The sequence below is a fragment of the Bradyrhizobium sp. SK17 genome (assembly GCF_002831585.1).
In the GTDB taxonomy this organism is placed as follows: Bacteria; Pseudomonadota; Alphaproteobacteria; order Rhizobiales; family Xanthobacteraceae; genus Bradyrhizobium.
The window spans coordinates 6,462,972-6,484,101 of sequence record NZ_CP025113.1; the positions used below are offsets into that span (position 1 = coordinate 6,462,972).

At 63.7% G+C, this 21,130-nt stretch carries 21 protein-coding genes, 1 pseudogene and 2 riboswitches; of the genes and pseudogenes, 11 read left to right on the forward strand and 11 right to left on the reverse strand.

Going from position 1 to position 21,130, the window contains the following annotated elements:
* Positions 1 to 3: 3 nt before the first annotated feature.
* Together CWS35_RS29890 and CWS35_RS29895 are read right to left on the reverse strand one after the other, a co-directional pair.
* The gene (locus CWS35_RS29890) at positions 4 to 534 is read right to left on the reverse strand and encodes a gamma carbonic anhydrase family protein (protein WP_100956796.1); all 531 of its coding nucleotides are present in this window, start codon (positions 532 to 534) and stop codon (positions 4 to 6) included.
* A 90-nt stretch (positions 535 to 624) separates the two neighbouring features.
* Positions 625 to 954, reverse strand: a complete 330-nt coding sequence (locus CWS35_RS29895; RefSeq protein WP_024582481.1) for a hypothetical protein — start codon at positions 952 to 954, stop codon at positions 625 to 627.
* Positions 955 to 1,174: 220 nt separating this feature from the next.
* Here CWS35_RS29895 and CWS35_RS29900 point away from each other — a divergent pair, with 220 nt between their 5' ends.
* A complete protein-coding gene (locus CWS35_RS29900) occupies positions 1,175 to 1,885 on the forward strand; it encodes a hypothetical protein (RefSeq protein ID WP_168226402.1) in 711 nt (236 codons plus the stop codon).
* A gap of 57 nt (positions 1,886 to 1,942) precedes the next feature.
* Here the strand turns inward: CWS35_RS29900 and CWS35_RS29905 are convergent, their stop codons facing one another.
* Positions 1,943 to 2,155, reverse strand: a complete 213-nt coding sequence (locus CWS35_RS29905) for a DUF3126 family protein (RefSeq protein WP_024582483.1) — start codon at positions 2,153 to 2,155, stop codon at positions 1,943 to 1,945.
* A 182-nt stretch (positions 2,156 to 2,337) separates the two neighbouring features.
* Entirely contained in the window at positions 2,338 to 3,165 is an 828-nt protein-coding gene (gene cysE / locus CWS35_RS29910) for a serine O-acetyltransferase (RefSeq protein ID WP_024582484.1), read from the reverse strand.
* Positions 3,166 to 3,361: 196 nt separating this feature from the next.
* On the opposite strand from cysE, the pseudogene CWS35_RS29915 reads away from it, so the two are divergent.
* Positions 3,362 to 4,744: pseudogene (locus CWS35_RS29915) on the forward strand (hypothetical protein); the annotation flags it as partial.
* A 3-nt stretch (positions 4,745 to 4,747) separates the two neighbouring features.
* Here the strand turns inward: CWS35_RS29915 and CWS35_RS29920 are convergent.
* Positions 4,748 to 5,500 carry an alpha/beta fold hydrolase gene (locus CWS35_RS29920; protein WP_100955139.1) on the reverse strand — a complete coding sequence of 251 codons (753 nt, stop codon included), beginning with the start codon at positions 5,498 to 5,500 and terminating at the stop codon, positions 4,748 to 4,750.
* 115 nt (positions 5,501 to 5,615) lie between these two features.
* Positions 5,616 to 6,749, reverse strand: coding sequence for a hypothetical protein (locus CWS35_RS29925; RefSeq protein WP_100955140.1), 1,134 nt, complete (start codon positions 6,747 to 6,749; stop codon positions 5,616 to 5,618).
* Between the two features lie 249 nt (positions 6,750 to 6,998).
* Between CWS35_RS29925 and CWS35_RS29930 the strand changes: the two genes are divergently transcribed.
* Entirely contained in the window at positions 6,999 to 7,244 is a 246-nt protein-coding gene (locus CWS35_RS29930; protein WP_021077734.1) for a zinc-finger domain-containing protein, read from the forward strand.
* 7 nt (positions 7,245 to 7,251) lie between these two features.
* On the forward strand, positions 7,252 to 8,454 hold the full coding sequence (locus CWS35_RS29935) for an FAD-dependent monooxygenase (RefSeq protein ID WP_100955141.1): 1,203 nt from the start codon (positions 7,252 to 7,254) through the stop codon (positions 8,452 to 8,454).
* Between the two features lie 34 nt (positions 8,455 to 8,488).
* Here CWS35_RS29935 and CWS35_RS29940 read toward each other — a convergent pair whose 3' ends face one another.
* Complete coding sequence (locus tag CWS35_RS29940) at positions 8,489 to 8,923, reverse strand: hypothetical protein (protein ID WP_024582489.1); 435 nt, start codon at positions 8,921 to 8,923, stop codon at positions 8,489 to 8,491.
* Positions 8,924 to 9,235: 312 nt separating this feature from the next.
* On the opposite strand from CWS35_RS29940, the gene CWS35_RS29945 reads away from it, so the two are divergent.
* The gene (locus CWS35_RS29945; protein ID WP_024582490.1) at positions 9,236 to 9,430 is read left to right on the forward strand and encodes a hypothetical protein; all 195 of its coding nucleotides are present in this window, start codon (positions 9,236 to 9,238) and stop codon (positions 9,428 to 9,430) included.
* Positions 9,431 to 9,437: 7 nt separating this feature from the next.
* On the forward strand, positions 9,438 to 10,016 hold the full coding sequence (locus CWS35_RS29950) for a Fic family protein (RefSeq protein ID WP_100955142.1): 579 nt from the start codon (positions 9,438 to 9,440) through the stop codon (positions 10,014 to 10,016).
* A gap of 433 nt (positions 10,017 to 10,449) precedes the next feature.
* Here CWS35_RS29950 and CWS35_RS40210 read toward each other — a convergent pair whose 3' ends face one another.
* Both CWS35_RS40210 and CWS35_RS29960 read right to left on the reverse strand, forming a co-directional pair.
* Positions 10,450 to 11,892 carry a hybrid sensor histidine kinase/response regulator gene (locus CWS35_RS40210; RefSeq protein WP_245439107.1) on the reverse strand — a complete coding sequence of 481 codons (1,443 nt, stop codon included), beginning with the start codon at positions 11,890 to 11,892 and terminating at the stop codon, positions 10,450 to 10,452.
* Positions 11,893 to 12,260: 368 nt separating this feature from the next.
* Positions 12,261 to 12,857, reverse strand: a complete 597-nt coding sequence (locus CWS35_RS29960) for a response regulator transcription factor (protein WP_100955144.1) — start codon at positions 12,855 to 12,857, stop codon at positions 12,261 to 12,263.
* A 263-nt stretch (positions 12,858 to 13,120) separates the two neighbouring features.
* On the opposite strand from CWS35_RS29960, the gene CWS35_RS39885 reads away from it, so the two are divergent.
* Complete coding sequence (locus tag CWS35_RS39885) at positions 13,121 to 13,915, forward strand: PEP-CTERM sorting domain-containing protein (RefSeq protein ID WP_024582494.1); 795 nt, start codon at positions 13,121 to 13,123, stop codon at positions 13,913 to 13,915.
* Positions 13,916 to 14,044: 129 nt separating this feature from the next.
* Here the strand turns inward: CWS35_RS39885 and CWS35_RS29970 are convergent, their stop codons facing one another.
* Both CWS35_RS29970 and CWS35_RS29975 read right to left on the reverse strand, forming a co-directional pair.
* Positions 14,045 to 14,332, reverse strand: a complete 288-nt coding sequence (locus tag CWS35_RS29970; RefSeq protein ID WP_100955145.1) for a PilZ domain-containing protein — start codon at positions 14,330 to 14,332, stop codon at positions 14,045 to 14,047.
* A gap of 271 nt (positions 14,333 to 14,603) precedes the next feature.
* The gene (locus tag CWS35_RS29975; protein WP_024582496.1) at positions 14,604 to 16,223 is read right to left on the reverse strand and encodes an ABC transporter substrate-binding protein; all 1,620 of its coding nucleotides are present in this window, start codon (positions 16,221 to 16,223) and stop codon (positions 14,604 to 14,606) included.
* 287 nt (positions 16,224 to 16,510) lie between these two features.
* Between CWS35_RS29975 and CWS35_RS29980 the strand changes: the two genes are divergently transcribed.
* The 4 genes from CWS35_RS29980 to CWS35_RS29990 all read left to right on the forward strand — a co-directional run bounded on the left by CWS35_RS29980 (position 16,511) and on the right by CWS35_RS29990 (position 20,951).
* Positions 16,511 to 17,641, forward strand: a complete 1,131-nt coding sequence (locus CWS35_RS29980) for a M20/M25/M40 family metallo-hydrolase (RefSeq protein ID WP_100955146.1) — start codon at positions 16,511 to 16,513, stop codon at positions 17,639 to 17,641.
* A gap of 91 nt (positions 17,642 to 17,732) precedes the next feature.
* Positions 17,733 to 17,840: riboswitch (glycine riboswitch) on the forward strand.
* A gap of 3 nt (positions 17,841 to 17,843) precedes the next feature.
* A riboswitch (glycine riboswitch) is annotated at positions 17,844 to 17,959 on the forward strand.
* A gap of 66 nt (positions 17,960 to 18,025) precedes the next feature.
* A complete protein-coding gene (locus CWS35_RS29985; RefSeq protein ID WP_100955147.1) occupies positions 18,026 to 19,336 on the forward strand; it encodes a D-amino acid dehydrogenase in 1,311 nt (436 codons plus the stop codon).
* Positions 19,337 to 19,458: 122 nt separating this feature from the next.
* Entirely contained in the window at positions 19,459 to 19,656 is a 198-nt protein-coding gene (locus tag CWS35_RS39210; RefSeq protein ID WP_157817286.1) for a hypothetical protein, read from the forward strand.
* The gene (locus CWS35_RS29990) at positions 19,653 to 20,951 is read left to right on the forward strand and encodes an ArgE/DapE family deacylase (protein WP_100955148.1); all 1,299 of its coding nucleotides are present in this window, start codon (positions 19,653 to 19,655) and stop codon (positions 20,949 to 20,951) included. The genes CWS35_RS39210 and CWS35_RS29990 overlap by 4 nt, the downstream gene beginning before the upstream one ends.
* The last annotated feature ends 179 nt before the right edge of the window (positions 20,952 to 21,130 follow it).

The following is a 21,130-nucleotide window of genomic DNA, read 5'->3' on the forward strand; positions in this document are numbered from 1 at the left end:
AATTCAGCCGATCTTCTTCAGTCCGGCCTTATACTGCGGACCCCTGATCGCGTAGGCCTTGGCCGGCCGCGACAACGCCTCCGCCTGCGCGGCGTCCAGCGTGCGCACCACGCGCGCCGGCGCGCCGATGATCAGGGAATTTTCCGGAAACTCCTTGCCCTCGGTGATGACGGAGCCGGCGCCGACGACGCTGCCGCGCCTGATGCGCGCACCGTTCATCACGATCGATCCCATCCCGATCAGCACGCCGTCTTCCAGCGTGCAGCCGTGCACGATCGCGTTGTGGCCGATGGTGACGTTCTTGCCGATGGTCAGGGGAAAGCCGGGATCGACATGCAGGGTGGAATTGTCCTGGACGTTGGAGCCCTCGCCGACCTCGATCCACTCATTGTCGCCGCGCAGCACGGCGCCGAACCAGACGCTCGTCGCGGATTTGAGCCGCACCTTGCCGATCACGACAGCATTGTCGGCGATGAAGTAGCTGCCGTCAGCCGGAAGATCGGGCCCCTGCCCGTCGAGTTCGTAGATCGCCATGAAGGTCTCCTTATCGAAGGCGACCATGACACAGCGGCCGGCGTGGTTTCAAGCAAGCGGGACCGCGATCCGATGCGGATCGTGCGCCGATCAGGCGAGCACGCCGGCGGCGCGCAGCGTCATCATGAAGAAGGTGCCCGACATCAGGCTCCAGAAGCCGGAGATCACGGTCGCCATCATCACGAATTCGAAGCGGCGACGCTCGATGCGCGCGCCGCGCAACGTGTTGCGCATGATGATGAAGGGGGCCGCGAAGACGAGGAACGGGACCGCGGCGAAGGTCTTCGGCGCGACGCCCTCTTGCAGCAGGCCGAACCCGGCCGGGCGCGCCGCCATCGCCTGGTAGCCGCTGGCCAGTGCACCCGCGAACGCGAAGCCGATGCAAAGCGAGAACAGGGAATTGAGGGTATCGGGTGACATCGGAACTTCCGCTACGCAACAGGCCACTCACCCTTGCTTCGCAGAATTGGCGGCCGGCCGCCACATCATCCTTAAGAAAAGGTTAACCGGCCACGCCCGGCACGCCGCTTACGCATGGCCCATCAGCCGCGGATTCCATTGGAATCGTACGGAAATTCCTCACCGCATGGCATATTCGTCGGGTGATTCGGTAACCCCAGATCTGATCCATGCCTCGCTCATGACGCTCCTCTCGACGGCCCAGCATCTCGCCCGCGACACCCGCCGCAACCCGCGCGCGCATCTCGTTCCGATCATCCTGTCCGCGGTCATCGCGGCCGGCGCGGTGATGCTCGTCGCCTATCTGTTGTGGCCGACCTACACGACCATTCCGCCGAGCGATCCGTCGCGGCTGCCGGTGAGCGTGGGCGGCACGCTGTTCAACGTGCCGCCCATGGCCGTGCGGATGAAGATCCAGCGCCATTCCGGGCCGCAGGAGCGCGTCGACCTGAGCTTCCTCTACCCGTCGCTGCAAGCGCCCGCGGCGCCGAAGCACTACAGTGCCGACACGATCGAGGACAAGGTGCAGCCGATCGACAGGATCTTCGTCTCGATCGCCGCGCATCACGATTCACTCGCGCCGGAGGTGCGGCTGCGCACGATCTATCCGCGCTATCTCGACGAGCGCGCCAATACCGACGATGGCCTGACGACGCGCGCGTTCCGCGACAACACGCCTTATGGCGGCGAGGACCTGGTCACCGCGAGCGAGCCGCAGCTGGTCGCGCGCTGCACGCGCGATACCTCGACGCCCGGCATGTGCCTGAGTGAGCAGCGCATCGAGGGCGCCGACCTGACCTTCCGATTTCCGCGCGACTGGCTCACGCAATGGCGCGACATCGCCTCGGCGATGAACCGCCTCTCCGCGCAGATGCACAGCGCGAAGGGCTAGCTTGTTCGTCACCACGAGCATCGCGGTGACGAATTAACAAGCAGGGGCTGTTCAGCCTTACTCGCTCAGGTCTTCTTCCAGGATGGCCATCTGGAACTGGAACGAGCGATCATCGTCCTCGTCGTCGACGAACAGCACGCCGATGAACTCCTCGCCGATATAGACTTCGGCGGAGTCGTCCTTCTTGGGCCGCGGCACCACGCGGATCTTGGGATTGCTGAACACGCGCTTCAGATACGCGTCGAGCTTCCTGACTTCCTGAACGTCCACTGCCGTCTCCAATCGGGTCGATGATTTTCGGGGGAGTTTTAGGACGAGACGACCAAGATCGCCAGAGCCTTTTCAGGCTTTGGCGATGTGATGTTGCGCACACGATTGTTCGGCGTGTTTTCTCGGCGCGAACCGGCGTCCGCTTCGCTCAAAAACGTTCCGCGATCAGAAAGCGAATGAAATCAAAGACCGATCGCGTTGAGCATCTGGTCCATGGTGCGTGACGGCTCGGCGCAGCCGGCTTCGCCGACGATTTTCGCCGGCACGCCCGCGACCGTGACGTTGTGCGGCACGGGCTTGACCACGACGGAGCCCGCCGCGATGCGCGCGCAATGACCGATCTCGATATTGCCGAGGATCTTGGCGCCGGCGCCGATCAGCACGCCGTGGCGGATCTTCGGATGGCGATCCTCATTCTCCTTGCCGGTGCCGCCGAGCGTGACGCCATGCAGGATCGAGACATCGTCGTCGATGACCGCGGTCTCGCCGCAGACGAAACCGGTGGCGTGATCGAGGAAGATGCCACGGCCGATCTTCGCAGCCGGATTGATGTCGGTCTGGAACACCGCCGAGGAGCGGCTCTGCAAGTAGAACGCGAAATCCTTGCGTCCCTTCTGATACAGCCAGTGCGCCAGACGATGGGTCTGCAACGCGTGAAAGCCCTTGAAGTAGAGCAAGGGATCGATGAAGCGCGAGGTCGCCGGATCGCGGTCATAGACGGCGACGAGGTCGGCGCGGAACGCATTGCCGATGTCGGGGTCATCGCGCAGCGCCTCGCCATAGGTCTGGCGGATCAGGTCACCCGACAGCGCGGCGTGATCGAGCCGCTCGGCAATCCGATGCACCACGGAATCCTCGAGGCGCTCGTGATGCAGCACGGTCGCATAGATGAAGGATGCGAGTTCCGGCTCGCGCCGCAGGATGTCTTCCGCTTCGCCGCGGATTCGATCCCAGATCGGATCGAGCGCCGCGAGCTTGCCCCCCTGCGGATTGACGTGATGAACTGCCATAGCTGCTCTCGCAATTCGGTTGTTCTGGCGTGCGTTATAGCACGGTGGACCCGGCGCGTCCCGGGAAGGCCAGGTACGGTAAACCCCCGCCGAACACCCCCGGGCCGGCGTCTAGGGGAGTTGGTCCGGATTTCGCCGAAATCAAGCCGTGCTTCTGCAACTATTGACGGATTTCGTTCCCAGTGTGGTTTTGGGCATGGTCGGCCCCGATCAAGGGGGAAACATCATCAATACCCAGACGTTACGCGCCCGCCTGACCGATGCACGGTCGGTCTGGATCGCCACCATCGCGATCCCCCTGCTCCTGCTCGCCCCTGCCTTCTGGAACGGCTACCCGCTGCTCCAATGGGATACCGGCGGCTATCTGGCGCGCTGGTACGAGGGCTACCTCGTGCCGAGCCGGTCCACGGTATTCGGCATCTACCTGCACGCCGGCGAGACGTCGGGCTTCTGGCTCGACCTCGGCATCCAGACCTTGGCGACGCTGTGGATCCTGCAACTGACACTCCGCGTACTGGGCCTCGCCCGGCCGGTCCGGCTGATGGCGATCAGCCTCGCGCTGATCGCAACCACCGCCCTGCCCTGGCTCGCCAGCATGCTGCTGACCGACATCTTTGCCGGCCTCTCGGTGCTCGCGCTGTTCATCCTCATTGTCTGCGGCGAACGGGTCTCAACGCTTGAGAAGGCCGTGCTGTTTACGTTCATCGCGTTTTCGGCCGCTACCCACAGCGCGACGCTGGCGGTGCTGCTCGGCCTGTGTTGCGTCGGCTGGATGCTGCGTCCATGGCTCGGCCGACGGATCCCCATCGCCGGCCTCGTACAGGGCAGCCTGACCATCGTCACCGGCGCCGCGATGCTGCTGGCAGCGAACTTCGCGCTCTCGGGGTCGCTGGCCTGGACGCCGGGCGGCATTGGCGTCGCCTTCGGCCGGATGCTGCAAGATGGCATCGTCGCGCAATATCTGCGCGACCACTGCGCGAAAGAGAACCTGAAGCTGTGCCCGTATCGCGACGAGTTGCCGCCGACCGCCGACGACTTCCTGTGGGGCCACAGCATGTTCAACACGCTCGGCCGCTTCCAGGGCCTCGACGACGAGATGGGCTATATCGTGAAGCGTTCGCTGGCCGAGTATCCCGGATGGCAAGCCAAGGCGGCGCTGACCGCGACCGTCGACCAGTTAATGCATGTCGCAACCGGCGAAGGCAGCAGCGGCTGGCTTCCGCATACCTATGGGATCATCGAGCGCTACATTCCCGCCCAGGTCGCGCCGATGCGCGCGGCGCAGCAACAGAAGTGGCATCTCGACTTCACCGCGATCAACCGCATCCACGTCCCGGTGGCGCTGGCCTCGATGCTGCTGGTCGTGATGCTGTTCGGCCGCGGGCTATGGCAGCGGCGGCTCGACGATCTGACTTTGCTGGCAGGCACTGTCACGCTGGCGTTGCTCGGCAACGCTGTGGTCTGCGGCGTGATCTCCGGACCGCATGACCGTTACGGCGCGCGCATGGTGTGGATCGCGACCTTCGTGGTGCTGATCGCGGCCGCGCGCGCCTTGGCCAGGGATGACGAGAGCGACGACGAACTACTTCCGCCGCGACAGGAAGTCGATGACCCCGGTCTTGTAGACCTTGTCGCCGACCGCCCGCATGTGGTCTCGGTTCGGAATGTCGAGCAGCTCCGCGCCCGGAATGATCCGGCCCAGCGCTGAGGCCGAGCCCGCGATCTCGTCCTTGCTGCCGACCGCGATCAGAACCGGCACGCCGATGCCGGCGGCCTCCTCGCGCGTCATCAGCCGGCGCGAGCCGCGCAGGCAGGCGGCGAGTGCGCGACGGTCGGAGCGGGTCTGGTCGGCAAAGGCACGGAAGGTGCGGCCGACCGGATCGGTGACATCCTCGAGCGAGGCCGCCTCCAGCGCGCGCGCAACGGCCTCGCCGGGGCCGCCGCCCTCGATCAGCCCGATGCCGATGCCGCCCAGGATCGCCGAGCGCACCCGGTCGGAATGTTCGCGCGCCAGGATCGCCGTCATCCGGGAGCCCAGCGAATAACCCATGATGTCGGCGCGCGCGATTCCGAGATGATCCATCAGCGCGATCACGTCGCTTGCCATGATCGCGATCTCGTACTGCGCGGCGTCGTAGAGCTTGGCGGATTCGCCGTGGCCACGATTGTCGAGCGCGATGACGCGCCGGCCGGCCTTGACGAGCTCCGACACCCAGGTCGGATAGATCCAGTTGACGTTCTTGCTCGAGGCAAAGCCGTGCACGAGCACGATCGGCTCGCCCGCGCCTTCGTCGATATAGGCAATTTCAACATCGCCGTGATGGAAACTCGGCATCCTGCATTCCGTCTTTTTGGGATTTCAGTACTTTGGATTTGAGTACTTGGGAATTCAGTACTTGCGATTTTAGTACTTGGGATTTGCGATTGGCGGTCGACCGGCGACCGCAAGCTTAGCCCTGGGCGGGCAAGCTCGCCAGCGCAGCCTCGGTGGCCATCTGCCGCTTCAGGCGGAGCGCCTTGCTGCGTCTCAGCCACCACGCCGTCGTCCGTTCGGCGGTGGCCTTGATCGAGGACAGGAAGCCGAACAGCGCGAGCAGCGCGCCGAACAGCCACATCGTGAGATTGAACGTGCCGGCCGCAAGCAGCAGCGCACCGCGGCCAAGCAGTTTCAGGATCGCGCGGGTCTGACCGCCCTTCACCTCGGCGATGCGCGCCGCGCGCGCGATCTCCTGCGGGTTCTCCGCGACCTTCAGCGTGTCGCGCGCCGCACGCATCCCGGCTGCTTCGCCCACGCGTCCGACATCCTTGGCGACGCGCTCCAGCGCGCCGGCTTTCTCGGCACGGAACGCCGCGCGGATCGCGGTTGCGGTTTCGGCGGGCCGAAGCACCGAGCCGGACGCGACCGCCTCGCGCAACGCCGGCTGGTCGACGACCTCACGGGTCGAGCGTCCGGCCCATTCGATCATGCCCTCGCTCAGCCGTCCCGCCTTGCGTGTATCCTTGACCAGCGTCAACCCGGCACGCAGCGGTCCGGCACCGCCGACCGAGACGTAGGTCGCCGCAGTGACGGCGAGCCCCGCGGCCGCAAGGCCGAGCACCAGCTGGTCGGCATCCTCGCCCATCGCGAGATGCTTGCCCTCGCGCACGACATCCCTGACGTCACCGAACACGAACAGGTCGCCCGCAACCGTGCCGGACAGGCTTGCGACATCGTCGGCATTGCCGGTCACGAAGCCAGTGGCGAACCCTTTGGCAAAATGCGTCGCGGACGACTGCTCGGCGCGCGCATCATCGACGCGCTTTGTGAGGTCGTCACTGAGTGCGATATTCTTCTCGCCAGCGAGCGCGACAAAGCTCGCCGCGAGGTCGGCATCCCCCGAGGCCAGTGCCGCCTCGATATTGTCAGAGATCAACGCTGGTTTGTTGCGCAGCACGGAATTGAGCCTGATGTCGGCCAATGCAGCGGGATCGTCGCGCGCGGCAAGCACCCTGCCCGCCTCATGGGCATGCGGCCAGATCGCCGCACCGATGGCTGCGCTCGCTGCCACGCCGGCCACCGCAAGGCTGAGGCGCACCCGGTTCATCGCACTGGAAACCTCAAGTTTAATTCGCCTTGTTCAATTCGCCTTGGAAATAGTGTGCCGTTTTTGCGACACACCGGGTCCGACCAAAGAAGGGCTTCTCTGGGACGACAAGATTGTGTCGAATTTGCATGAGCAGATGAGCCATCGGGGCTCTAGGAATCAACTGTTCCCGCCAGTATGGTGCGCGGCATTTCGCGATGCCGCATGCTGTTGATTGCGTCTGCCCGTCGTTGCCACCAAGGTGAGAATATGTCCGACCACGTCGTCCCGCACTTCCATAACGATGCCGGTGTCTCGGTGATCGAGATCGGGTCGCAGGAGTTCATGTGCGTGGGCGCCAACCCGCCGTTCGACCATCCGCATGTGTTCCTCGACCTCGGCAACGACAACGAGATCATCTGCCCATACTGCTCGACGCTGTATCGCTTCGCGCCCGACCTCGCGGCCGGCGAAGCGCGGCCGCCGGAATGCGTGCTGAAAGACAAGGTCGCCTGAGCGCTCCGTGGCGCTGACGCGAACCGTCATCGTTGCAGGCGCCGGGATCGCAGGACTGACGGCATCGCTGACCTTGGCGGCGCAGGGCTTTCGTGTCGTCGTACTGGAGAAGGCGGAACGGCTCGAGGAAGCCGGCGCCGGCATCCAGCTCTCGCCCAATGCCAGCCGCATCCTGGTCGAACTGGGGCTCAAGGACGTGCTTGCGCGACGCGCGGTGACGCCTGAATCCGTTACCATCCTGAGCACGCGGGCCGGCGGCGAGATCGCGCGGATGCCGCTCGGCCAGGCCGCCGAGTTCCGCGCCGGCGCACCCTATTGGGTGATCCATCGTGCCGATCTGCAGGCCGCGTTGCAGGCCGCGGTCAACGACCATCCCGATATCGACCTGCGGCTCGGCTGCCAATTCGAGGACGTGACCAAGCACGCCAACGGCCTGACCGTCGTGCAGCGCCGCGGCAATTCACGGCAGGAGGAATTGGCGGCTGCGCTGATCGGCGCCGACGGTATCTGGTCGTCGGTGCGCGGACATTTGTTTCCGGATGTACAGCCGCAGTTCTCCGGCCTGATCGCCTGGCGCGGCACGCTGGACGCAACCGCCCTCCCGCCTGAATACACCACTCCGCGCGTCCAACTCTGGATGGGGCCGGACGCCCATCTCGTGGCCTATCCGATCTCGTCTGGGCGTCAGATCAACGTGGTCGCGATCGTGTCGGGCAGCTGGAACCAGCCGGGCTGGAGCGCGCCCGGCGACGTCGACGAGATCGAGGCCGCATTCGCCACCGCGCGCTGGCCCGCGACGGCGCGGATGCTGATCGGCGCGGTCGACGGCTGGCGCAAATGGGCGCTGTTCACCCTGCCCGACCTCGGCCGCTGGAGCGAAGGCGCGGTGACGTTGATCGGCGACGCGGCGCACGCGATGTTGCCATTTGCCGCACAGGGCGCCGGGATGGCGATCGAGGACGCTGTCGTGCTCGCGAAGGCGTTGGGCGACAGCACAGGGGAGAGCACCGCGGGCATTCCCGCCGCGCTCAAGCGCTACGCACGGATGCGGCGCGGACGCGTGCTGAAGGTGCAGCGCATGGCGCGGCAGCAGGGCCGCATCTATCATTTGAGCGGACCGGCGGCGATTGCGCGCGATCTCGCGATCCGCGCCATCGGTCCACAACGCATGCTGGCGCGGCAGGACTGGATCTACGACTGGCGGGCTTGAGAACCACCTCAAGCGAGCCCACCAGCCAGGACCGTTAGTGAACGAGCCCCCGCGGCGCCCGCGGGCCCTTCGCGGCTGGCGAAGGCGCGGCGGGTGTTGCGGCCGCGGGAGTATCCGGCGGGGCTTCATGGCACTTGTTCTTGCGCCAGGCCTCTTCCGCGAGCTTCTGCTGGGCGTGGATCGAGATCAGTTCGTTGCGATAGACCATCTCGGAGACCACGGTACCGCCCACGCCGGTCTGCGCCTTGGCCATCAGCTTTTCCTGATCCGTCGCGCGGGCCGCGAGGCCCGTGCGCTCGGTCTGGAGCTGCTTGCAATCATAGAGGTCGTATCTGGCGGGATCGGCGAATGCCGACGGCATGCTGTCGCCGATCTGTGCACAGCCGGAAACGGCCGCAGCGGAAGCGAGCAGCACAATGACGGCGGCCGCGCGCGACAGCTTCGGGCGGCGTGGGAGACGAACAAACATTCAGCGTTCTTAGTCCGACAGTGTTGAGATTGGCTAAAGCAGCCGCCGGTGTCCGGATTGAGGCCCAATCGCGGCGGCGGCTGCTTATCCCAATGCGGCGAGCTCAAGGCAAATGGAATTGCGGGCCACTTCAGGGACGTGTCGGACGCCAGCGCCATTCACATCGGTAAAAAAAGCCACAGGAAGGAAGTGGTGAGAACCGCAAGGATGAGCCAGCGCCGCCGCGGCCAAGAGGCGTCTCCGTAACCACGCCTACGACAACTGAGACGAATTGCCGTTCAAATACAGTGTTGTTCATGTTATGATTCAGCTATGTCGAAGATCAACAAAACACCGCGAACGAAGAGCAAGGGGTTGATCATAGGCCGCAAAGGCTTCGAGAAGATAAGCGCCGTTGAAGGCATCCGAATGTCTCGTGAGATGAAAGCGACCTTCAAGAGCTTCGACAAGACCGCGGCTTCAGCCGAGGCCCGCCGATACGCGATCGTTAAGAAATACGGAAAATAGCGCTCTCGTGCCGCCGTATGATGCCGTCGACGACCACTACTGTTATCCCGGCACCAAGGTCCTCAAGAACCTCAGAAACCTGAAAAGTCAGGCCGCGCTCACCCGGTTCGAGACCGCCATCACAGCCCAACGATTCGATGAACCGATGCCGACTGGCCTGCTTAGTGTCCGGCATTACCGGGCCGTCCATCATCACCTCTTCCAAGATGTCTACGCCTGGGCCGGCAAGAACCGCACTCTGCGGATGAGCAGGGAGGGAAACGCGTTCTGCTATCCCGAATACATTGATGGCCAGCTGAAGCAAACCTTCGCCAAGCTTCGGCGCGATCAGTATCTCCGCGACCTCTCCGCGGATGACTTCGCCATCCAGGCAGCTGAGTTCCTGAGTATGCTCAACGCCATTCACGTATTTCGTGATGGCAATGGGCGGGCCCAGCTCGCCTTCATGGCTCTTATCGGAGCGAAGGCCGGCCATCCTCTGCATCTGGAACGGCTAAATCCCGCCAATTTCCTGCGGGCCATGATCAGGAGCTTTCACGGCGACAACGGCCAGCTCATCCGGGAATTACGGCGCCTCATCGATTAGATCAATCTTTGCTGGCTGATAGAGCGGTAGATGAATTGGACCGTATTCCCTTTGCTGGAACGCCGTTTGCGCCTTATAGATGGACTGATGCGGGCGTGGCGGAACTGGTAGACGCATCGGACTTAAACCATTGAGTGCCCTTGGGGAAACCCTCGGTGCAGAACTGCTCAAAGTCGGGGAAACCTTCACTGGCAATCCCGAGCCAAGCCTCCGCCAGGAGGAAGGTGTAGAGACTAGACGGGCAGCACCTACAGCGGACATCGCCAGGGTGAAGGGATAGTCCAGACCACGAACGCCGGAACGGCGGCGGCGAAAGCCGAAGTGGTACGAAAATCCGTGGGGCCGCAAGGCCTGTGCCGGTTCGAGTCCGGCCGCCCGCACCACGCACGCGACTGCCATGTCGCGCGGTCAACATGGATACGCCGGGATCGCATCATCGCGTGAGGTCGCTGCTTTCCGGCATCAAAGACGTATCAGCCATTGGCGTCAGCACCGCCCGTAGCCGGATCGGCTTGATCGGCTTGCGCAGGACGGGGATTCCAAGGGCCTTCGCTCCGTCCGACAAGACGGTACTGTCAATGTCGCCGGTCATCAGCACCGCTCTGATCGCGGCGCCGAACTCCACGCGAATGCGGTCGATCACGGCGAGGCCATCGTCCTGGCCGCCGAGCCGGTAATCGACCAGCAGGATCACCGCGCGCGGGTCGTCGCTTGCGCGCAGGCAATCGATCGCCTGCTCGGCCGATCGGCAGGACATTGCCGACCAGCCCCAGCTTCGCAGCAATCGTTCAAGCGAGTCGCAAATGAAGTCGTCGTCGTCGACGATGACGACATGCGAGGACTGGCCGGCCGACGAGACGCGAACCTCACCGCCCTCATCCGCCGCGCTGGCGGCGGCAGCAATGGCAACCGTCAGCCGGAAACTGGAGCCGCGACCGACGGTCGACCTGACCTGAAGCGGCCAATGCAGTCCCGCGCAGATCCTGCGCACGATCGCAAGGCCGAGGCCAAAGCCGTGTTCCGGCGCCCGCTCCTTGTTGTGGATCTGATAATATTCCTTGAAGATGTCGTCGTGGTGGGCCTCGGGAATTCCCGGGCCGGTATCCAGCACCCAGATGTCGGCAACGGCTCCCCTGCGCCGCGCACCCAGCAATATCCGGCCACGGGACGTGAACTTGACCGCATTGGAGAGCAGGTTGCTCAAGACCCGCTGGAGCAGCGCGGGGTCGACGCTGACCCAGATCGCGGTCGGCATCACCGTCAGTTGAAGGTTCTTGAGTTCGGCCTCCGGGTAAGCCGCCATCGCCGAACGCTCGAACGCGGCCTGAAGCGGTGTGGCAACCGATTTCGAGTTCGCGATCGCGGCTTCGATCCCCGCCACGCCGAGGATCGCGTTGAACTGGCGGTTCAGATTGTCGACGCAGTCTTCCACCCGGTCGACGATCTGGGTCAGTTCGGGATCGGCGCGAGAGTCCCGCAGCTTCGTCGAGGCGATCGATGCGTAGAACTCCAGGGCCTGCAACGGCTGCCGGAGGTCATGCCCTGCCGCCGTGAAGAAGCGCGTCCTCTCCGCGAGCGTATCGGAGACCAGCCTGGTCTGCTGCTTCTGCAGATCCAGTATCGCGGCGAGTTCGAGCTGCCCCGCGATCGAGCGTTCGCTGTTGCGCCGGCCGACCGCACCGACGAAGCAGATGAAGGGCACCGACAGCGCCAACAGCAATGCAGCAAGGTGCGCTGCCGGTTCCGGTTGAAGCGCCAACCATATCGAAGGCGGGGCAACACCGCACACGACGGTCGCCACCAGGCCTGGGAAGAAAGGGCCGGCGGTGTAAGCGGAAGCGGCGAGCAGGCTGATCAAGCCCCAGAACGGGATCATGACGGAAGCGATCGTCGCCTGCTTGTAGAGCAGGATCGGGCCCAATCCCCACGCCGCGCCGCGCGCACCCGACGCAATGGCCCGCGCCCAGCCCCACCCAAGCAACTCCGCGTCGGGCGGATTGCGCGAATGGAACAGCCGGTCCAGCGTCGTGAGGAAGGCGTCGGAAGCCGCAACGGCCGATAACCACAACAGCGGCCGCTGCCCGCTATCAACACCGACGAACAAAACGCACAGCCCGATGATGAGGACCGCTCCAAGCGTGGAGGACCCCACGACGAAGCGCCTGCTGGTGTGCGCGCGGTACAGCGCCCTGATGCGACCGTAGCCGATCTCGTCGCGATGGTCGCTGCGCCGAAATTGGTAGGTCAGATCAGACCGCTCTGGATCGCTTTCGCGACTGCCGCCGTTCGATTGTTCGCGTCGAGACGAATGAAGATCTGTCGCCAATGCATCCTCACCGTATTCTCTGAGATCTTTAGTCGATCGGCGATCTGCTTGTCGCTTTGACCGTCGCGCGCGAGCGTCACGACTTCCCATTGCCGCGCGGGCAGGACATCGAGCGGAGCGGATTGCGCCTCGAGGTCGAACACGATCTGACCATCGAAGATCCTGCCGATGGCGTCCTGGAGCGAATTCGCGCTGCGCTCCTTTGACAGGCACGCAACTCCGCCCAACTGCCTCATCCTGATCGCAACCTCCGGCGTCAGGTCGGCGCAAAGCAATCCAATGGCAACGTCCGGCCACTGCCGGCGCACGTCCTGCAACAGCGAGATGCCGTCTCCGTCGGACAGCCGCCGATCGGCAAGGACGAAGTCGATATCGCGATTGTCATTGAGCAGTTCGAGCGCTGCCGCGTATCCCGAGGCCGTACAGACCGTCAGACCCGGCTCGATCTCCGCGAGCAGGCGCTGCAAGCCATCGCGATAGATTGGATGATCGTCGACGAAGAGTATCGTGGGCATGGAACATCCCGGGGTCGACGTCGGCGCTCGCCTGCATCTCCGACGCTTGAAGTCGATACCTGCTGTTTTCGGTAGGTTGACGTCAATGCACCGATTATTCAAATTAAATTCGAAATTAACCCGATCCTATTCTCGTGATTTTTTCTGCGGACGTTGGCACTGCATTGCAGGCTCAGCGCGGCTGCCGACGACTCTCAATTGCAAACCCGATGCGGAAGCAACGAGCACGGCCCCGATATTCAATCATGGTGGGAGACATTTTCATGAAGAAGATATTCGTCGTGAAGAAGATTTTTGTCATCAGGACATTTGGAGCGATCGTGGCATCCACGCTGCTCGGGGCCGCAGCGGCGGATGCCTCGCCGTTTTCCGACCAGTTCAACGGCACAACGCTCAACCCCGGCTGGACGGTGACATCTCCGAACCCGGCGTCGAGCGTCGCCCTCGACGGATCCGGTCATCTGGTGATCACCGCCTCCTATCAGAATGGCGGCTCCGATCTATTCACGGGCAGCAATTACAATGCGCCCGTCATCCTGCAATCCGTCGATCCCAACGCGAACTACACGATCACGACATCGCTGTCGTTCAACCCGACCAACAACTATCAGGGCGCGGGCATCCTGCTTGCGACGACGACAAGTCCGTTCACGAGCGCTCTTCAGTTCAATCGGATCGTCGAACGAGCGTTCTATCCCAATGGCGGCGGAAGCATCGTCGAAGGCGCCGGCGGCTCGAACGCCTATTCGAGCGGCACGATCTACCTCGAAGTCTCCAAGGTCGGGAACGTCTACACATCCGCTTACAGCAGCAACGGAATCAACTGGACGACGCTGGGGTCTGAAACAAACACCACGGCCTACACCGAGATCGGCCTGTTCACGCTCCGTCAGCCCTGGGACGGCGTAGCACTCGATTCAGTGGCTTCGTTCGACTCGTTCAACGTCACCAGCGCCGTTCCCGAGCCTTCTACCTGGGCGATGATGATCCTCGGTCTGTGCGGCCTCGGTTTGCTTGCCGCACGACGCAGGCAGCCGATCGGCATCGCCGCCGACTGACATCGCCGCTGCAAGTCAGACAAGCCCCGCCGGATTCGGCGGGGTCACGGCTTTGCCGTGTCGTCGGCACGAATGTGGCTCGTTCGCTGCCGGCGCCGATTGGGGGACGCGCACGGACGCCTCGGGCGCCTATGCGAACCCCAGTCCGAGCCGCCTCTCCCGCTTCCAGATTACATGGCACGCATGCCGCTCGCCGTCGATGGCGAGGTCGAAATGGTCGGGAAACCACAGCGGCGAATTCACTTCGATGCAGGCGCCATGGGGCGAGAGATTTCGGACCGTGCAGGGAATCGTCGTGCTGCCGAACTCGATCGCGCCGGACTTGAAGACGCGGCGGCGAGCGTCGGCACGCCGATCGTTGGTCGGCAATGCCTGTTGTGTGCTGGCTGATGTGGGCCTGTGATGGTCGTCGGCCATGACCCTGTCACGTCACGGTAGGTACTTGAGTTGCGGTGAAGTTACGACGCAATGCTAACGAGAACCTTAAGACTGGCCTCATTGATTTGGCATGCCAGGAGGTCGCCGCGATCTGAGCGGGTACTTGCGGTATCGCGATGCCTAGATCACCTCATCGTGTTCTCCGGCGACGCCGATTCAACCTGACCTCATCGCGCGGCCGGCGAACGACGTCGCCAAAGAAAAATGGCCGGGGCGACGCCCGGCCATTCGTGTTCGTGAAGCCACAAGCCTATTCGGACTTGTCGATATTCCAGAAGATCGGCGTCGCCGGGCCGTCAAGCACGCCGGACAGCGACTTCCGCCACGCGCTCGGGCCCTGATACTGACCGAGCGGAATGTAGATGACCTGGTCGTAGGCCTCCTTCTGGATATCCGCCGCGATCTTCTTCTGATCGTCGAGCGACGTCGCGCGGACGAAGGCATCCTTCAGCTGTTCGATCTTCGGATCGTCGGCCCAGCCGAACCATCCGCCATTCTTGCCCTGGCCGCCGATCGAGAGATTGGCGATCGGGTTGGAGACGTCGGCGCTGACCCAGTTGGTGAAGAACATATTCCAGCCGCCGTCCTTCGGAGGCTTCTGGCTGGCGCGGCGGGTCACGACGGTCTGCCAGTCGGTCGCTTGCAGGTCGACCTTGAAGCCGGCGTCACGCAGCTGCTGCGCGACGACGACGGGCTGCGCCTTGAGCGTGGTGACATCGCCGGGCGCCATGATGACGACCGGCGTGCCGTCATAGCCGGACTCGGCGAGCGCCTTCTTGGCCGCAGCCATGTCGCCGCCCTTCAACAACGTCTCGCCGCCGACATTGGTCGCGAACGGCGTATCGCAGATGAAGAAGGCGACGCAGGTCTTGTAATATTTGGGATTGCCGACCAGCGCGTCGAGCACCTGCTTCTGGTTGATCGCCATCAGCGCCGCCTGGCGAACCTTGATGTTGTCGAACGGCGGATAGAGGAAGTTCATGCGGCCGAGCGTCTGGAAGCCGAACTTGTTCAGCGTCTCGACCTTGAGGTCCTTGTCGCCTTCGAGGATCGGCAACATGTCGAACGACGGGTTCTCCAGGAAATCGATGTCGCCGGACTGCAACGCATTCATCGCGGTCTGGGCATCGGCCATGGTGACCCACTCGACGCGGTCGACCTTCACGACCTTGCCGCCCGCGGTCCAGCTCGCCGGCTCCTTGCGCGGCACGTAGTCCTTGTTCTTGACGTAGACCGCCTTCACGCCCGGCTGGAATTCCGCCTGGACGAATTTGAACGGGCCCGAGCCGATCTGCTCCGGAATCGGCTTGTCCGGTGGCGTTTCGGCCAATCGCTTCGGCATCATGAAGGCGACACGCGACGACGGCTTGCCGATCGAATCCAGCACCAGGCCGTAGGGCTCCTTCAGCTTCAGCGTGATCGTCTTCGCATCGGTGGCCTCGAGGCTCGCCGTGAAGTCCATGAGCTTCTGGCCCATGCCGTCGACCTTGGCCCAGCGCTTCAGCGAAGCGACGCAGTCCTCGGCGGTCACCGGCGTGCCGTCATGCCACTTCAGCCCGTCGCGCAGCGTGAACGTGTAGGTGAGCTTGTCGTCGGACACCTTCCAGTCCGCCATCTGCGGCTGGATCTTGAAGTTGGAGTCGGTCGCCACCAGCGTGTCGTAGACCATGTAGCCATGGTCTCGCGTGATGTAAGCCGTGGTCAGGATCGGATCGATGACGCGCAGATCCGAATGCATCACCGCGGTGATGGTCTTGTCCGCGGCCATGGCCTGTTGCGTAAACGATAGTTGCTGCGGCGCGAACGACAGCGCGACCGCCGTCAACGCCGCCGCGAACGTGCGGCGCTTCCAACGCGAGATAGGGAACATGGAATCTCTCCTGACGTGTAACTGGTCAAAGCCGGCTTATTCGTTATGCACGCGGTTCGTTATTTAGGCGAACTAACATGCTGTATGGCTTGTGAAATCGAGACTTGCACCAAGCGCAAAGCGCGTCAATCGGTTTCGGGCAGCATCAAACGTATACGAACGAATGAGCGAGAAGCCTGGTGCATTTTGACTTTACAAAGTCGTCGCCTGAGCTTTTCGTGCGAGACGCATGCGCGCAGGTACGGATAAGCGCAGTCACGCGATCAGAACAACAAGAGAGAAACGACATGAACCCAGCCAACCTCCCCTTTGATTCCGAAGCCATGTTGCAAGGCCTGCGCGGCTGGGTGGAATGCGAGAGCCCGACCTGGGACGCTGCCGCGGTCGAGCGCATGCTCGATCTCGCCGCGCGCGAGATGGCGATCATGGGTGCGACGATCGAACGCATCGCGGGACGCCAGGGCTTCGCGGGCTGCGTGCGCGCCCGCTTTCCCCATCCCAAGCAAGGCCAGCCCGGCATCCTGATCGCCGGCCACCTCGACACCGTGCACCCGGTCGGCACCATCGAGAAGCTGAAGTGGCGGCGCGAAGGCAACAAATGCTTCGGGCCCGGCATCTTCGACATGAAGGGCGGCAACTATCTGTCGATCGAAGCGATCAGGCAGTTGGCGCGCGCCTCCTTCACGACGCCGCTGCCGATCACCGTGCTGTTCACGCCAGATGAAGAGGTCGGCACGCCGTCGACCCGCGACATCATCGAGGCCGAAGCCGCGCGCAACAAATATGTGCTGGTGCCCGAGCCCGGCCGGCCGAACAACGGCGTCGTCACCGGCCGCTACGCGATCGCGCGCTTCAATCTCGAAGCCATCGGCAAGCCGAGCCATGCCGGTGCGACGCTGTCCTCCGGTCGTTCCGCGATCCGGGAAATGGCCCGGCAAATCATCGCCATCGACGGCATGACCACCGACGACTGCACCTTCTCGGTCGGCGTCGTGCATGGCGGCCAGTGGGTCAATTGCGTTGCCACCACCTGCTCCGGCGAGGCGCTCAGCATGGCCAAGCGCCAGGCCGATCTCGACCGCGGCGTCGAGCGCATGCTGGCCCTGTCGGGCACCGCCAACGACGTGACCTTCAAGGTGACGCGCGGCGTCACGCGCCCGGTATGGGAGCCGGACGCCGGCACCATGGCGCTGTATGAAAAGGCAAAAGGCCTCGCGGCGGCGATGGGCTTCGATCTGCCGCACGGCAGCGCCGGCGGCGGATCGGACGGCAACTTCACCGGCGCGATGGGCATCCCAACCCTCGACGGGCTCGGCGTTCGCGGCGCTGATGCGCATACGCTCAACGAGCATATCGAAGTCGAGAGCCTCGCCGAGCGCGGCCGCCTGATGGCGGCGCTGCTCGCAACGCTGGACTGACGTCGATTGCACTGCACAACACGTTGGCACTGCCGGACCGAAATTTAGCCTTGTCCAGTTTTGAGGCTTCGCCTACGGTCCGGCCGTCCAATACGACGATGCGGGAGAGATCGAGGCGACAACATCTGATGTTGTTGGCTTCGGCGCCGACGGAGCAACCGCCCCGGAAACTCTCAGGCAAAAGGACTGTATCGTCAGGACGATCTGGAGAGAGACGAACATGGCCGCACATCAAGGGCCATGACGTCCACCGAAGGGGATAGTTCGTGATCGGGCGCAGGCCCGATGCGGATCAAGCTCTCAGGTACCGTGACAGATGGGGCGCCGATGCCGGTTTCACCGGCGGTTCGGCGACTCTAACCCACGGGAGCCTGAAGAACCACCATGCCACACATCGCGATCATTGGCGCCGGCATCACCGGCGTGACGACGGCCTATGCCCTGCTCGAACGCGGCTACGAGGTGACGGTCCTCGACCGGCATCGCTACGCCGGGATGGAAACCTCGTTCGCCAATGGCGGACAGCTTTCGGCCAGCAACGCCGAAGTCTGGAACAGCGCCACGACCATTCTCAAGGGACTGCGCTGGATGCTCAGGAGCGACGCGCCGCTCCTGATGAATCCGAAGCCGAGCTGGCACAAATATTCCTGGATCGGCGAGTTCGTGGGTGGCATCGCGCGCTATCGCTCCAACACCATCGAGACCACGCGGCTCGCGATCGAAGCCCGCAAGCATCTGTTCTCGATCGCCCAACGCGAGAACATCGCCTTTGACCTCGAACGCCGCGGCATCCTTCACGTCTATCACGACAAGGACGGCTTCGACGCGGGCCTGCGCGTCAACACGCTGCTGCAACAAGGCGGACTCGATCGCCGGCCGGTAACGGCGGATGAAATCCGCGGCATCGAGCCGGCCCTACAAACCGCCTGCTATGGCGGCTTCTTCACGCCGTCGGATGCGACCGGCGATATCCACAAGTTCACGCGCGGCCTCGCCGACGCCTGCGCCCGCCGCGGCGCGAGCTTCGTCCACGAAGCTGATGTCGACACCATCGCGCGTGGTGACGATGGTTTTCGCATCGGCTGGAACGAAGCCGCCGCGCAGGACGCCGGCGTTGCGACGCGACACGACTTGCATGCCGACGGCATCGTGATTTGCGCCGGCGTGGCGAGCCGCCATTTCGCGGGCCTGCTCAACGACCGTGTCAATGTCTATCCGGTGAAGGGCTATTCGATCACCGTGCAACTCGATGCGCCGCGCAGCCGCGACGCCGCGCCGACCGTGAGCCTGCTCGACGAGGCCGCCAAGATCGTGACCAGCCGGCTCGGCGCCGATCGCTTCCGCGTCGCGGGCACGGCTGAGTTCAACGGCTTCAACCGCGACATCAGGGCCGATCGCATCCAGCCGCTGGTGGACTGGGTGCGGCATCATTTCCCAGGGATCGACACCTCGAAGGTCGTGCCATGGGCGGGCCTGCGCCCGATGATGCCGAACATGATGCCGGTGGTCCGCGCCGGACGGATTCCGGGCGTGTTCTACAACACCGGCCATGGCCATCTCGGCTGGACGTTGTCGGCCGCGACGGCACAGACGATCGCCGCGGCGATCGACGACTGGCGCGACCTCGACGCGCCTTCAATGGTGCCCTCACAGTGCGATGCGACCGGGACCGCACGCGCAGCTTTCCCCCAATAATCCTACTGGTGAGGAAGAATATGAGCGTATTTGCGTGTGGCCAAGTCGGAATTCGCTGAGAAACGCCGTTTGACAAGGACTAGCGTTATGATGAGAAAAAGGCTTCAGCGCGGGAGGGGACAATGCGCATCGAGCTAGCGGGCACGCGCGGCAACGCGGTGCGTCGCGCGACCGTGGACGGCACGTATGTCGACGGCGGTCGTTTCCGCGAAGAAATATCCAAACTCACCACCGGCGCGCATTGCGCTCACCTGCGCCGCTGCTCTGAAGCGCTCAACGCTCTCGCTCATGCATCGGGCTTCACGAAAGGCGCGACATGACGACCGGGACGCTGACCAAGCCGGAGCAGATTGCCGCAGAGCTGTGCGCGGCCGTCGGCCGAAACTTCGACGATCAGATCGCGTTCCTGTCGCGCATGGTCCAGTTCCGCAGCTTGCGTGGACAAGAAGCGCCGCAGCAACATTGGCTGGCCGAGCAATTCGCTAAGCGTCGCTACGACGTCGATACGTTCAGCCTTGCCGACGTCAACCTGATGAGCCATCCGAAGGCTGCACCAATGGACGGCATCGATCTTGCCGGATCGCAGCAGGTGGTTGCTACGCTCGACAGCAAAGGCAGTGGGCGCAGCCTGATCCTGCAAGGTCATATCGACGTGGTGCCGGAAGGGCCGGCTGACCTTTGGGACCAGCCGCCGTTCTCGGGCGCCGTGCAGGACGGCTGGATGTTCGGGCGTGGCGCGCAAGACATGAAGGCCGGCGTCTCGGCCATGATCTTCGCGCTCGATGCGATCCGCGACGCGGGGTATGCCCCGGCCGGGCGCATCCATCTGCAAACCGTGACCGAGGAAGAGAGCACCGGCAACGGCGCCTTGTCGACGTTGATGCGCGGCTATCGCGCCGACGCCTGCCTCATTCCCGAGCCGACCGGACATACGCTCACACGCGCCCAGGTCGGCGCCGTCTGGTTTCGGCTGCGTGTCCGCGGCACCCCGGTGCATGTCGCCTATTCCGAGTCCGGCACGAGCGCCATCCTGTCGGCGATGCATCTGGTGCGCGCATTTCAGGATTACACCAAGGCGCTCAATGCCCGGGCGCTCGACAACAGCTGGTTCCGCAACGTCAAGAACCCGATCAAGTTCAACGTCGGCATCATCAAGGGCGGCGATTGGGCGAGTTCGACCGCAGCCTGGTGCGAACTTGATTGCCGGCTCGGTCTGCTGCCGGGCGAAACGCCGCAGCAGGCGATGCGCGGCATCGAGGAATGCCTGACTGAGGCGCACAAGGCCGACGAGTTCCTGTCCGGCAATCCGGCGGAGCTGGTGTGGAGCGGTTTTCAGGCGGACGCAGCGGTGTGCGAACCGGGCAGCGAAGCGGAAGCAGCTCTGTCTGCGGCCCATCACTCCGTCTTCCAGGCTCCGATGCAAGAGCGCCTGTCGACGGCCGTCAACGACACCCGCTACTATTGTGTCGACTACGGCATCCCTGCCCTTTGTTATGGTCCTTACGGCATTGGCCCGCACGCGTTCAACGAACGCGTCGAGCTCGACAGTCTTCGCAAGACAACGCAGAGCATCGCACTGTTCGTGGCCAATTGGTGCGGCGTGACGAGAGCGTGAATCGACGTGCCGTTTCAGCTCGGTGGCACGTCACGACGAGTGCAATTCGAAATAGCAGCTTCAGACCAGGGAGGCCCCGACGGCCTGAACCGCGCCTTGATATAACGTCGCCATTGGCACAGTATTTGCCTGCAAATTCATCACGTTCGCGCTAGCTTGAGACGAGACGCAGAAGCGCA